General features: G+C 69.4%; 12 protein-coding genes. 4 read left to right on the forward strand and 8 right to left on the reverse strand.

All coding sequences use genetic code 11. The annotated features are described in order from the left end of the window. Positions 1–24: 24 nt before the first annotated feature. The 7 genes from gnd to BS83_RS01150 all read right to left on the reverse strand — a co-directional run bounded on the left by gnd (position 25) and on the right by BS83_RS01150 (position 9,119). Complete coding sequence (gene gnd, locus BS83_RS01120; RefSeq protein WP_037599738.1) at positions 25–912, reverse strand: phosphogluconate dehydrogenase (NAD(+)-dependent, decarboxylating); 888 nt, start codon at positions 910–912, stop codon at positions 25–27. Between the two features lie 92 nt (positions 913–1,004). Beyond that, a complete protein-coding gene (gene opcA / locus BS83_RS01125) occupies positions 1,005–2,030 on the reverse strand; it encodes a glucose-6-phosphate dehydrogenase assembly protein OpcA (protein WP_037599741.1) in 1,026 nt (341 codons plus the stop codon). Beyond that, positions 2,027–3,577 (reverse strand): glucose-6-phosphate dehydrogenase, encoded by a 1,551-nt coding sequence (gene zwf / locus BS83_RS01130; RefSeq protein WP_037599744.1) that lies wholly within the window; start codon positions 3,575–3,577, stop codon positions 2,027–2,029. The genes opcA and zwf overlap by 4 nt, the downstream gene beginning before the upstream one ends. Further along, positions 3,574–4,692: a transaldolase gene (tal, locus tag BS83_RS01135; RefSeq protein ID WP_037599746.1), complete on the reverse strand. Its 1,119-nt coding sequence runs from the start codon at positions 4,690–4,692 to the stop codon at positions 3,574–3,576. The genes zwf and tal overlap by 4 nt, the downstream gene beginning before the upstream one ends. Further along, the gene (gene tkt / locus BS83_RS01140) at positions 4,692–6,779 is read right to left on the reverse strand and encodes a transketolase (RefSeq protein ID WP_037599749.1); all 2,088 of its coding nucleotides are present in this window, start codon (positions 6,777–6,779) and stop codon (positions 4,692–4,694) included. Before tkt ends, tal begins: the two co-directional genes overlap by 1 nt. Positions 6,780–6,825: 46 nt before the next feature. Continuing rightward, entirely contained in the window at positions 6,826–7,752 is a 927-nt protein-coding gene (locus BS83_RS01145) for an NADP-dependent oxidoreductase (protein WP_037599753.1), read from the reverse strand. 50 nt (positions 7,753–7,802) lie between these two features. Further along, positions 7,803–9,119 (reverse strand): YhgE/Pip domain-containing protein, encoded by a 1,317-nt coding sequence (locus tag BS83_RS01150; RefSeq protein WP_037599756.1) that lies wholly within the window; start codon positions 9,117–9,119, stop codon positions 7,803–7,805. A 250-nt stretch (positions 9,120–9,369) separates the two neighbouring features. On the opposite strand from BS83_RS01150, the gene BS83_RS01155 reads away from it, so the two are divergent. After that, positions 9,370–10,005, forward strand: coding sequence for a TetR/AcrR family transcriptional regulator (locus BS83_RS01155; RefSeq protein WP_051942322.1), 636 nt, complete (start codon positions 9,370–9,372; stop codon positions 10,003–10,005). A 97-nt stretch (positions 10,006–10,102) separates the two neighbouring features. Continuing rightward, positions 10,103–10,552 carry a hypothetical protein gene (locus BS83_RS01160; protein ID WP_037599757.1) on the forward strand — a complete coding sequence of 150 codons (450 nt, stop codon included), beginning with the start codon at positions 10,103–10,105 and terminating at the stop codon, positions 10,550–10,552. 26 nt (positions 10,553–10,578) lie between these two features. On the opposite strand, the gene BS83_RS01165 is transcribed toward BS83_RS01160, so the two are convergent. Then, on the reverse strand, positions 10,579–11,070 hold the full coding sequence (locus tag BS83_RS01165; protein WP_037599759.1) for a hypothetical protein: 492 nt from the start codon (positions 11,068–11,070) through the stop codon (positions 10,579–10,581). A 224-nt stretch (positions 11,071–11,294) separates the two neighbouring features. On the opposite strand from BS83_RS01165, the gene BS83_RS48500 reads away from it, so the two are divergent. Together BS83_RS48500 and BS83_RS01175 are read left to right on the forward strand one after the other, a co-directional pair. Next, entirely contained in the window at positions 11,295–12,473 is a 1,179-nt protein-coding gene (locus BS83_RS48500) for an NUDIX hydrolase (RefSeq protein WP_332262298.1), read from the forward strand. 248 nt (positions 12,474–12,721) lie between these two features. Beyond that, positions 12,722–13,198 carry a Dps family protein gene (locus BS83_RS01175; RefSeq protein WP_037599761.1) on the forward strand — a complete coding sequence of 159 codons (477 nt, stop codon included), beginning with the start codon at positions 12,722–12,724 and terminating at the stop codon, positions 13,196–13,198. The last annotated feature ends 48 nt before the right edge of the window (positions 13,199–13,246 follow it).

The raw sequence follows: 13,246 nt of genomic DNA on the forward strand, positions 1-13,246 counted from the left end.
GTCTCGTGCTTGCCTGTGTCGTGCTCAGTCCGGCTTGGCGGCCGCGGTCGTGGCGTGGCCGCCGAACTCGTTGCGGAGCGCGGCGATCATCTTCATCTGCGGGGAGTCGTCCTGACGCGAGGCGAACCGCGCGAAGAGCGAGGCGGTGATCGCGGGCAGCGGCACCGCGTGGTCGATCGCGGCCTCCACCGTCCAGCGGCCCTCGCCCGAGTCCGCGGCGAAGCCCTTCAGCTTGCCCAGGTGCTCGTCCTTGTCGAGGGCGTCCACGGCCAGGTCCAGCAGCCAGGAGCGGATGACCGTGCCCTCCTTCCAGGAGCGGAAGATCTCGCGGACGTCAGTGACGCTGTCCACGGCCTCCAGCAGCTCCCAGCCCTCGGCGTAGGCCTGCATCATGGCGTACTCGATGCCGTTGTGGACCATCTTCGCGAAGTGGCCGGCGCCGACCTTGCCCGCGTGGACCGAGCCGAAGTCGCCCTCGGGCTTGAGCGCGTCGAAGATCGGCTTGACCTTCGCGACGTCCTCGACGGAGCCGCCGTACATCAGGGCGTAGCCGTTCTGCAGGCCCCAGACGCCGCCGGAGACGCCGCAGTCGACGAAGCCGATGCCCTTCTGCGCGAGGTCGGCCGCGTGCTTCTCGTCGTCGGCCCAACGCGAGTTGCCGCCGTCGACGACGATGTCGCCCGGCTCCAGCAGCTCGGCCAGCTCGTCCACGGTGGACTGGGTCGGACCGCCGGCGGGGACCATGACCCACACCACGCGCGGCGCGGCCAGCGAGCCGACCAGCTCCTTCAGGCTCGTGACGTCGGACAGGGCGGGGTCGCGGTCGTAGCCGACAACGGTGTGGCCCGCGCGGCGGATGCGCTCGCGCATGTTGCCGCCCATCTTGCCGAGACCGATGAGTCCGAGCTGCATAGAAGCGTTTCCGTTCGTAGTGGGGATGAATGTGTGTCAGTGACCGGGCGGTGTCGGCTTCTTGTCGCGGTGCACGACCAGTTGCGGCGCGGTCACTTCTGGGTCCGGGAGGAGGACGCCGTCGCCTTCTTGGCGGCCGGCTTCGCGGCCGGTTTGTTCGCCGGCGGGTCGACGACCTCGCTGGTGGAGGACTGCGAGTGCAGGTTGTCCACGCCGTAGCGGACCGCCGAGGCGTAGATCAGGTCCGGGTCCAGGCGGCGCAGCTCCTCGGCGATCAGCTCCGAGGTCTCGCGTCGCTTGAGCGCCACCATCCGGTCCGGCTGGCCCGGCATGGACAGCTTGGCCAGCAGGCCGTCCGGACGGTCCAGGCAGACGTCGCCGTCGGCGGTGTGCATCCGGACCGCGGTGATGCCGGGGCCCTCGCTGACCGTCCGCTCCACCTTGATCTTCAGCCGCTCGGCCAGCCAGAGCGCCAGCAGTTCGGTGCTCGGGTTGTACGACTCGCCCTCGACCGAGGCGGACTCGACCGCCACGTGGCGCTGGTCCAGCGCCGCCGCCAGCATCGAGCGCCACGGGGTGATCCGGGTCCAGGCCAGGTCGGTGTCGCCGGGGGCGTAGGAGTCGGCCCGGGCGGCGAGCTGGGTGACCGGGTTCTCCGCCGTGACGGCGTCGGTGATCCGACGCTGGGCCAGCGCGCCGAGCGGGTCCTCGGACGGGCTCTTCGGCGCGTTCTCCGGCCACCAGACGACGACGGGGGCGTCCGGCAGCAGCAGCGGCAGCACGACCGACTGGGCGTGCGCGGCCAGTTCGCCGTGCAGCCGCAGCACGACCGTCTCGCCGGTGCCCGAGTCCGAGCCGACCCGCACCTCGGCGTCCAGCCGGGCCTCGGCCCGGGCCCGGGGCGAGCGCCCCGGACGCTTGATGACGGCCAGGATGCGCGAGGGGTGCTCGCGCGAGGCGTCGGAGGCGGCCTTGAGCGCGTCGTAGGCGCTGCCCTCGTCGGTGACGATGACCAGGGTCAGCACCATGCCGACGGTCGCCGTGCCGATGGCCCGGCGCGCGTCGATCAGCGCCGCGTTGATCTTGCTGGAGTTGGTGTCCGTCAGATCGATCTTCATGGCCGACGCCAGCTCCTGCCGTCTCGTGCGAGCATCTCGTCCGCTTCCTCGGGGCCCCAGGTGCCCGCCTGGTACTGCGCGGGGCGCCCGTGCTTGTCCCAGAACTGCTCGATGGGGTCCAGGATCCGCCAGGACTCCTCGACCTCCTGGTGGCGCGGGAACAGGTTCGCGTCCCCGAGCAGCACGTCCAGGATCAGTCGCTCGTAGGCCTCGGGGCTGGACTCGGTGAAGGACTCGCCGTAGGCGAAGTCCATCGTCACGTCCCGCACCTCCATCGAGGTGCCCGGCACCTTGGAGCCGAAGCGGACGGTGACGCCCTCGTCCGGCTGCACCCGGATGACCAGCGCGTTCTGGCCCAGCTCCTCCGTCGCCGCGGCGTCGAAGGGCAGGTAGGGGGCGCGCTGGAAGACGACCGCGATCTCCGTGACGCGGCGGCCCAGACGCTTGCCGGTGCGCAGGTAGAACGGGACGCCGGCCCAGCGCCGGTTGTTGATCTCCAGCTTCACCGCGGCGAAGGTGTCGGTCTTGGACTTGGGGTCGATCCCCTCCTCCTCCAGGTAGCCGAGCACCTCCTCGCCGCCCTGCCAGCCGTGCGCGTACTGGCCGCGCACGGTGTGCTTGCCCAGGTCCTCGGGGATCCTGACCGCGGAGAGCACCTTGAGCTTCTCGCCGACCAGCGCCTTCGGGTGGAAGGAGGCGGGCTCCTCCATCGCGGTCAGCGCCATCAGCTGCAGCAGGTGGTTCTGGATGACGTCGCGCGCCGCGCCGATGCCGTCGTAGTAGCCCGCGCGACCGCCGATGCCGATGTCCTCGGCCATGGTGATCTGCACGTGGTCGACGTAGCCGCGGTTCCAGATCGGCTCGAACATCGAGTTGGCGAAGCGCAGCGCCAGGATGTTCTGGACCGTCTCCTTGCCGAGGTAGTGGTCGATCCGGAAGACCTCGTCCCGCGGGAAGACCTCGTGGACGACCTTGTTCAGCTCCTGCGCGGAGGCGAGGTCGTGCCCGAACGGCTTCTCGATGACGGCCCGGCGCCAGGAGGCCCTGGGCCCCTCCTGCCCGTTGGCGGGCAAGGAGGGCGGGTCGGCCAGGCCGTGCGCCTTGAGCTGCTGCACCACCTGCGGGAAGAACTTGGGCGGCACGGACAGGTAGAAGGCGAAGTTGCCGCCGGTGCCCTGCGCCTTGTCCAGCTCCTCCAGCGTCTTCTTGAGGAGCTGGAACGCCTCTTCGTCGTCGAAAGTGCCCTGGACGAAGCGCATGCCCTTGGCCAGCTGCTGCCAGACCTCCTCGCGGAAGGGTGTGCGCGAGTGTTCTCTGACGGAGTCGTGGACCTCTTGGGCGAAGTCCTCGTGCTCCCACTCGCGGCGGGCGAAGCCGACGAGCGAGAAGCCCGGTGGCAGCAGGCCGCGGTTGGCGAGGTCGTAGATGGCCGGCATCAGTTTCTTGCGCGACAGGTCGCCGGTGACACCGAAGATGACGAGGCCGGACGGCCCCGCGATACGCGGGAGCCGTCGGTCCGCCGGGTCACGCAGGGGGTTCACCGTCATACCGTGCCCTCTCCGTGGCTTTCGAGTGCTGTGTGTACGGCCTGCAGAAGTTCGTCCCAGGAGGCCTCGAACTTGTCGACGCCCTCGTCCTCGAGCAGCTGGACGACGTCGTCGTAGGAGACGCCGAGCGCTTCGAGCTTGTCGAGCACGCCCTTCGCGTCCGCGTACTCGCCCGTGACGGTGTCACCGCGGACGACGCCGTGGTCGGCGACGGCGTCCAGGGTGGCCTCGGGCATGGTGTTGACGGTGCCGGGGGCGACCAGGTCCACGACGTACATGGTGTCGTCGTAGTTCGGGTCCTTGACGCCGGTCGAGGCCCACAGCGGACGCTGCGGCTTGGCGCCGGCGGCGGCCAGGGCGTTCCAGCGCTCGCTGCCGAAGACCTCCTCGTAGGCCTCGTAGGCGAGCCGCGCGTTGGCGACGGCCGCCCGGCCCTTGAGGGCGAGCGCCTCCTCGGTGCCGATCTTCGTCAGCCGCTTGTCGATCTCCGTGTCCACGCGGGACACGAAGAAGGAGGCGACCGACTCGATCGTGGAGAGGTCGTGGCCGTTGGCCTTCGCCTGCTCCAGACCGGTCAGGAAGGCGTCCATGACGGCCTTGTAGCGGTCGAGCGAGAAGATCAGCGTCACGTTGACGCTGATGCCCTCGGCGAGCACCGCGCTGATCGCCGGCAGGCCCGCGAGGGTGGCCGGGATCTTGATGAAGGTGTTGGGGCGGTCGACCAGCCACCACAGCTGCTTGGCCTCGGCGATGGTCGGCGCCGTCTCGTGCGCCAGGCGCGGGTCGACCTCGATGGAGACCCGGCCGTCGCGGCCGTTGCTCGCGTCGTACACCGGGCGCAGCACGTCGGCCGCGTCGCGGACGTCGGCGGAGGTCATCATCCGCAGGGCCTCGTCGACGGTGACGCCGCGCACGGCCAGGTCGGCCAGCTGGGCCTCGTAGCCGTCGCCGGAGCCGATCGCCTTCTGGAAGATCGACGGGTTGGTGGTCACGCCCACCACGTGCTTGTCGCGGACCAGCTCGGCCAGGTTGCCCGAGGTCAGCCGCTTGCGGGACAGGTCGTCCAGCCAGATCGCCACACCCTGGTCACTCAACTGCTCGACAATCGACTTCATCATTTGTTCTTCCTTGCTGCAAGGTTGTTGAGGCTGTCCCTGGCTGCTTGAGCAACCCCATCCGCGGTGAACCCGAACTCGCGGAACAGCACCTTGGCGTCGGCGCTCGCGCCGAAGTGCTCCAGGCTGACGATGCGTCCGGCCTCGCCGACGAAGCGGTACCAGGTCAGCGCGATGCCGGCCTCGACCGCGACGCGCGCCTTGACCGAGGGCGGCAGCACGCTGTCGCGGTACTCCTTGGTCTGCTCCTCGAACCACTCGATCGACGGCATCGACACGACGCGGGTCGGGACGCCCTCGGCCTGCAGCGCCTCGCGGGCCGCGACGGCGAGCTGCAGCTCGGAGCCGGTGCCGATGAGGACGACCTTCGCCTCGCCGCCCTCGGCCTCGGTGTGCACGTAGCCGCCCTTGGCCGCGTCCTCGTTGCGGGCGTAGGTCGGCACGCCCTGGCGGGTCAGCGCCAGACCGTGCGGGGCCGGGTTGGCGGTGTGGCGGCGGGTGATCTCGGCCCAGGCCACGGCCGTCTCGTTGGCGTCGGCCGGACGGACGATGTTGAGGCCGGGGATGGCGCGCAGCACGGCGAGGTGCTCGACCGGCTGGTGGGTCGGGCCGTCCTCGCCCAGGCCGATGGAGTCGTGCGTCCACACGTAGGTGACTGGCAGCTTCATCAGCGCGGCCAGGCGGACCGCCGGGCGCATGTAGTCGGAGAAGACCAGGAAGGTGCCGCCGTAGATCCGGGTGTTCCCGTGCAGCGCGATGCCGTTCATGGTCGAGCCCATGGCGTGCTCGCGGATGCCCCAGTGCACCGTGCGGCCGTACGGGCTGGCCTCGGGCAGCGGGTTGCCCACCGGGAGGAAGGACGAGGAGGCGTCGATGGTGGTGTTGTTGGAGCCGGCCAGGTCGGCCGAGCCGCCCCACAGCTCCGGCAGCACGCCGCCCAGACCGACCAGGACCTTGCCGGAGGCGGCGCGGGTCGCGATCGAGGAGCCGGTCTCGAAGGAGGGGATGCTCTGCTCCCAGCCCTCGGGCAGCTCGCCCGCGGTGATCCGGTCGAAGGAGGCGGCTCGCTGCGGGTTGGCGGTGCGCCAGTCCGCGAGCTGCTTCTCCCACTCGGCCTTGGCCTGCGCGCCGCGCTCGCCGACCTTGCGGGCGTGCGCCAGCACCTCGGGCGCGACGACGAAGGACTTCTCCGGATCGAAGCCGAGCACGCGCTTGGTGGCCGCGACCTCGTCCGCGCCGAGCGCGGAGCCGTGCGCGGCCTCGGTGTTCTGCGCGTTCGGCGCGGGCCAGGCGATGATCGTGCGCATCGCGATGATGGACGGCCTGCCCGTCTCGTTCCTGGCGGCGGTCAGCGCGGCGTTCAGCGCGTGCACGTCCACGTCGCCGGAGGCGGCGGGCTCGATGCGCTGGATGTGCCAGCCGTAGGCCTCGTAGCGCTTCAGCACGTCCTCGGAGAAGGCGGTCTCGGTGTCGCCCTCGATCGAGATGTGGTTGTCGTCGTACAGGAAGACCAGGTTGCCCAGCTTCTGGTGGCCGGCCAGCGAGGACGCCTCGGAGGAGATGCCCTCCTCCAGGTCGCCGTCGGAGACGATCGCCCAGATGGTCTGGTCGAAGGGGGAGGCTCCCTGGGGAGCCTCCGGGTCGAACAGGCCGCGCTCGTAGCGGCTGGCCATCGCCATGCCGACGGCGTTGCCGACGCCCTGCCCCAGCGGACCGGTCGTGGTCTCGACGCCCACGGTGTGGCCGTGCTCGGGGTGGCCCGGGGTCAGCGAGCCCCAGGTGCGGAAGGACTCCAGGTCCTCCAGGGTCAGGCCGTAGCCCGAGAGGTAGAGCTGGATGTAGAGGGTCAGCGAGGTGTGGCCCGGCGACAGCACGAAGCGGTCGCGGCCGACCCACTGCGCGTCGGAGGGGTCGTGGCGCAGGAAGCGCTGGTAGATCAGGTACGCGGCCGGAGCCAGGCTCATCGCCGTACCGGGGTGGCCGTTTCCGACCTTCTGCACTGCGTCCGCCGCCAGGACGCGGACGGTGTCGACCGCCCTCTGGTCAAGCTCGGTCCACTCGAAGGTGTTGCTCGGCGTCGTGCTCACCCTGAATCAGGGCTCCTTCCGTCGGTTCTCGGTGTCGGCCGGCGTCTCACGGCACCGTGATGATGATCTTTCCTCGGGTGTGTCCACCCATGCTGAGGCGCAAGGCCTGCGCGGCCTGCTCCAGGGGGAATTCGGCTGCTACCTCAACGCGGAGCACCCCCCGCTCGGCGAGGGCCGAAAGTGCGGTCAGGTCGGCGGCGTCGGGCCGCACGAACAGGTAGCTTCCCCCCAGGCCGAGTACTGCGGCATCGGCGATGGAGACAATCCGTTGGTGATCCTTGGTCAGGGCCGGGGAGGCCTGGAGGCCCGCGCCTCCGAAGAGGTCCAGGGTCGCGTCCACCCCCTCGGGGGACAAGGCGCGCACCTGATCGGCCAACTCGGGTCCGTAGGACACTGGTTCGGCCCCGAGTTCGCGCAGGAAACCGTGGTTCGCCTCGCTGGCGGTCCCGATGACGCGTACTCCGAGGCTGCGCGCGATCTGGACGGCGAACTGTCCGACGCCGCCGGCGGCGGCATGGACCAGGACCGTCTCCCCGGCCTGCAGGCGCAAATGCCTGACCAGTGACTGGTACGCGGTCAGCCCTGCCAGCGGGATGCCTGCGGATTCCTCGAAGGTGAGGTTGGTCGGCTTGTGTGCCAACGTCCGCACGGGCGCCGCGACGAATTCGGCGAAGGTGCCGCGGCCGACCATGTCCTCGCGAACGTAGCCGATGACCTCGTCGCCCGGTTCGAATTCGGTGGCCCCCACGCCGACGCGCTCCACGATGCCGGCGACGTCCCAACCGGGGATGACGGGGAAGACCGCGTCGAGGAACGAGTCCAGATAGCCGGCCTGGATCTTCCAGTCGACCGGGTTCACGGCGGCGGCCTTGACCCGGATGAGGGCGGTGTCGGGGCCGACCTTGGGATCGGAGACCTCCCCGTATTCCAAGGAGTCGGGTCCCCCGTACGACGCGTAGGTGATGGCTTTCAAGTCGTGCTCCTTGCTGGGATGCTGGACGTCGGCGGTCGGCCGGACGGGGCTCAGGCGCTGGTCGGCGCCTCGCTCTCCAGGCCTGGTCGAGGTGCGCCGGGGGCTGCCCTGTGCAGTCCCTTGTGGTCGTAGTAGGAGGTCACCGCGAGACCGAAGGCGGTGGCTGCGACAGCCGAGAGCGCGATCGCGATCCAGGCGCGGGTGAGTCCGGCGCCTGCCTGGGCGTCGAAGTAGAGGATTGCGCGCGCCCCGTCGGTCAGCTGTCGCATCGGCTCGAACTGGGCGAGGAACCGGTAGAAGGACGGCAGGGTCTGCAGGGGGATCGTGGCGCCGGAGGAGGGCAGCGAGTAGGCGATGAAGATCAGCATGGCGATGGGCTGCCCGAGGCCGCCGAATGTGGCGAGCAGCGCCTGGACGCCGACGGAGATCGTTGCCGCCGCGCAGACGGAGTAGGCCCAGAGCAGTGGCACATGGGAGGCGTCCATGCCGACGAGGTACACCGCCGCCACCAGCACGAGCGTGGCCGCCACCGCGGACAGGGCGGCGGACATGGCGGCGGTGACCAGGAAGTGGTTCCGTCGGCTGATCCACTGCAGGGGGGCTTGCTGGCGCAACGGACCGATGTCGGCTGCGGCGTAGCCCAGCGCGACGTCCACGCTGTTGCTGATGATGTTGGCGCCGAGGAAGCCGGCCAGGACGAGCAGCAGGGTGTAGTAGAAGGCCGTAAGGCCAAGTCCGCTGTGGGATCCGAGAGGGTGGCCCACGGTGACGGTCGGTTTGACTGGATCCTGGAGCAGTAGCCACGTCGCGCCCGGCACTTTGCTCGGCGCGATCTGTGCGGTGAGCTGCTTGCCCAGGTTGGTGGAGACCGCCTGGACCGTCGCCTGAGCCGTGCTGGACGCGAGGGAGGACGCGAGGCTGCCCGCGGCGGGGTTCGTGTAGATGGTCATGGAGGGACGCACCGGCGTGCCCGGTGCCGTCGGTTCGGTCAGGTCTGCGACCGTGGCGCTGAAGTTCTGCGGAACCTCCAGTACGGAGTAGAGGTGTCCGTCGCCCAGTTCCTGCATCGCCTTGTCGTGGCCGAGCAGCTGCCAGGAGATCTGGTTCTGCGGTGTTTGGGTGATCTGGCCGACGGCCTGCGCGCCCAGGTTCACCTGACGCCCGCCCAGTTCGGCCCCGGCGTCGGCGTTGACCAGGCCGATGGGCATGTGGTGCATGTCCCCGCGCGGGTTGAGGATGCCGCCCATGTAGGCGACCGTGAGGAGGACGGACACCACGCTAAGGATCACGGCGGGGAAGACCCAGACTCTGCGGACGCGCAGGACCTGACCGGCCTTGAGCCGTGGCTGCGGTTGCGGTGTCGTCATGGTCGGTCCTCGCTTTCCCGGGCCGGCGGCCTCAGGTGGAGTGCCGCGGGAAAGCGATCTAAGCATGTCATGACAAGCATTGTCGAAGCATGAACAGGCGAGCCTTCGGGCACACCTGGAAGTACCCCGCAGCCAGGATGAGTGTTGCATTCATGACAGGCATGGGAGTGCCGCGGTCTGCATAGGTTTTCGCGGTGTTACGCTGAGACAAGTATTGTCACAGCACACTTCCAGTCAGTTGAGCGGATTCATGTCATCCGACGCCAAAGCGGCAAACGCAATCCCCGAGCAGCAGATCCTCGACTCGGCCTACCAGCTCCTGCTCGCCCACGGCCCGCTCCGGCTGACCATGGCCGACCTCGCCCGCCGTTCCGGGGTCTCCCGCACCACTCTCTACCGGCGCTGGGGATCGGTGGACGAGGTGCTGGCCGCCCTGCTCGTCCGCGCGTGTGCGCGGGTGGTCGAAGAGGCCCTTCCCGATGAGGGCCGTGGAGCCCGGTCCACCGCGCGCCTGGTCGACGGCATCGTCGGCCTCGTCCGCGGCTTCCGTCGCGACCCCCTCCTGCGATCGATCATCGAGATCGACCCCGACTACTTGACCCCCTACCTCGTCAGGGAACGCAGCGCGAGCGCGGACTATCAACTGGCCACGCTGGAAGCCGCACTCGACCACGGCATGGCGGCCGGGGTCGTGCGCCGCGCGGACCCGCAACTCCTCGCGCGTTCGGTACTGCTCGTCATCCGGTCCTTCATCCTCACCGGCCAGGTCTTCGTCGGTGCTGCCGACCTCGACGACCCGGAAATGGACAGGCTCGACGCCGAACTGCGCCGCATGATCACCGCATACCTGGCACCACCCGCGCTTGACGCCTGGGCTGCCGCATAAGACCGCACCAGCCCTCGAGGTCGCCCCGCCAGCCACCCCTGAGCGTCTGCCCGGCCACGCCGAGAGCCTACGGCGGCCAAGGAACCAAGGAACCAACATGAGCCTGCTGTGCCTGATCACCAACCGGAAAAATCGTCCCTGCCGGGTGGCCGAGGTCATGCGACCCCATGTGGCCCGCACCACCAGCATCATGGCCGACCTCGAACGCGTCATTGGGCCCCGCCAACTGGCCCGCCTGGTCCGCGGCTACCGAAACCGGCTCACATGCCTCGACCTGCTGCACCCCGACGCGGCCGACCGCCTGGCTGCCTACGCCTACGGCACGGGGAACGTCTACGTCGTCGCCGCGCCAGGGCAGGTCTGGGAAACGGTTTCGGAGAACGTCTCCCCCGAGCGCATCACCGTCCGGGAGATCGACAACTGTCCCGCCAGGGGTCCGGTGGCCATTTACGACCACGGCGCGGCCACGGATGCGAGCATTCCGCTCAACGCCCTCGACACGCTCTATCAACTCGTGGCCTGGCCGTCCGACCAGACCCTGCCGTAACGGCGACCTCGCCGAAGCGCCTCACCCTAGGTGAGGGACTCGTCCAGTACGACGTCGGACCGGGCCGGGTGCACGCTCCCGGGATCGATCACACACGTGAGCAGATGCAGGGTACGGACGTTCTCCCTGGGCAGCCTCGCCAGGAACCCGTCACAGGTGTGGAACATCCCGCCGCCGCGACCGCACGCATGCGGATCATCCGCGGTGCAGGGCCGGGAAGGTGAAGGGAGCCTGTCGCCGACGGTCCACAGGCTGTCCTCGCACGCCATCACGGCACGGACCTGAGCCAACTCCGTGCCGTTGACACCAGTGAGCGGGGCATTGCAGAGCACGTCCCCGGCCCGCTTGACGGCCACCACGCGCTGCGGCGAACTGCTGGCGGCCAGCAGCGACCGAGCGACGGACAGGGACAGGTCCGCACCGGGCTGCGCATAGAGCAGCACCTGCAGGCCTCCCGGGACGAATGTCGTGGTCTGGGCCCGTCGTGCCCTGTGCCCGACGATGTAGGCGTGCTGCATGACTGCTCCCGTTCCTAGCCCTTGGGTGCGCGGGTTCAGCGAAATATAGGTTCCGCGGACCGTGCCGTTGCTGCCCGATCGAGCAGGTGCCCAGGCAGCCGTCCGGACGGCGTCGGGGGCACGGATCACGGCACTGCTTGCGACATCCGACACGGCTGCGACCCTTTGCTGCCCCTGCCCACCCTGACCACCGGTTCGGGAAAGGGGGAGCAGGGAGCACATGCATGAGCGTCGAGGGATCGGGTCACCGCAACCATGCCGATGGTCGCCAACGGGACGGTCGCCTGGCCCTGTCTCCCCGGATGGCCGTGCAACGCGTGGCCCGGCCCTCTGCCGGTCGCCACGACGGGCCGCTGGTCAAGGATCTCAGCCGCGGTGACTGGAGCACCCATCTGATCAACGGAGCCCTGGACTGGGACGACTGGGACGGATGCACCTACCCGCACCGGCGCAACGGGGAAGGGCAAGGCACGCTCGTCCGTCCCCGGTTGACCGGCCTCCCCCCGGAACGACGCGCCGTCGTGGAACGGGCACTTGAGCGATCCGACCGTCGACTGGGCTACAGCCAGGGAGCGGAGACCAACGGCTACCGGGTCGACTGCTCAGGGCTCGTCTCCTGCGCCTGGGGCCTGCCGAGCCCGGGACTGACGACCCGCACTCTGGTCGATCCCGCCGTTTCACGCCCGATCGGCAAGGACGACCTACTGCCGGGAGACGCGCTCGTCGGACCGGGTCACGTCGTGCTGTTCGCGGGCTGGGCAGACGCCGAACACACGTCGTACGTGGCGATCGAGGACTGCGGGCGGCTGGGGACCGTCACACACATCCTTCCGTACCCCTACCCGCAGCCGTCCGACGACTATCGGCCCTACCGCCTGAACATCGGGCCCACCGGCGGGCCCACCGCCGTCCCCCAGTTCCAGGAGGGCGCTCCGGCGAGGTACCGGTCCGCGGCCGGGGCGCTGTTCACCGATGACCGTGACAGAGTTCTCCTGGTCAAACCCTCCTACAAGCCGCTGTGGGAGATCCCGGGCGGGTGCGTGGAAGAGGGGGAGTCCCCGCTGGACGCATGCGTGCGGGAGGTGTTCGAGGAACTGTCGATCCGGCCGTTCATCGGGTCGGCGCTCGTGGTCGAGTGGGTCGAGGGGACGGACCGCCAGGGGCACTTCCTCGTCGTCTTCGACGGTGGAACGCTCAGTGCCGCGCACCGGCAGTCCGCCAGACCCGACGGCATGGAGGTCCTGGCCTTCAGCTGGTTCGCTGTCCCAGAGTTGGACAACGTGCTCGTCCCCGCCCTGGCAGGACGCGTGACCCGGGCCCTTGACGCACGCAGAGCGCGCCGCACCGCCTACCTCGAACGCGGACGCGCCGACCGCCTGCCGGCCGGCTCGGCGGGGGAGTGACCCGAGGCACTGCGGGGAGGTCGGGACCGGACCGGCCCGCCCACCCGAATACCGTTGCTGATTCCGTGGTCAGGTACGTGCCCACTCCGCGAGCTTCACATGATCATCATCCGTGACTGCAAGTGACTACGATTGACTACGCAGGGTGTAACAGTTCACGACCCTCACCGCGCGACAGCGCCGCGGTCTCCTGGTGAGATGGATATGAGTCCGTACGGAACCGCACACCCACGCGACGAGGAGTCAGCATGCCGACGGTCGACAGTCCCCTCACGCAGGACGAGCGAGTCGTCACTTCCGAGGTGCTGCAGGGCACCCTCGTAGACCTGCTGGATCTCGCCCTGGTCGGCAAGCAGATGCACTGGAACGTCTACGGCCCGCGTTTCCGGTCGGTCCATCTGCAGCTCGACGAGCTCGTCGAGCTGGCACGTCTGCACGCGGACGCGGTCGCCGAACGTGCCGCCACCATCGGGTCCCCGCCTGACGGCAGGGCCGGGACCATCGCGGCGACCAGCGGGATCGCATCCCCGGCGGGCGGCTGGGTCAAGGACGACGAGGCGGTCGCGACCCTGGTGGCTGCGCTGCGCTCCGTCATCACACGGTTGCGTGAGCGGATCCCACGCGCAGGCGACCACGACCCGGTGAGCCAGGACCTCCTCATCGGCATCACCGCCGACCTGGAGAAGCAGTCCTGGATGTTCCAGGCCGAGCACTCGTCCGGCTGATGAGGCTGCTTGGTGCTCCGGTCTGGAGACGTACGCGGTGGAACAACA

It is taken from the genome of Streptacidiphilus rugosus AM-16 (assembly GCF_000744655.1).
GTDB classification, from domain to species: Bacteria; Actinomycetota; Actinomycetes; order Streptomycetales; family Streptomycetaceae; genus Streptacidiphilus; species Streptacidiphilus rugosus.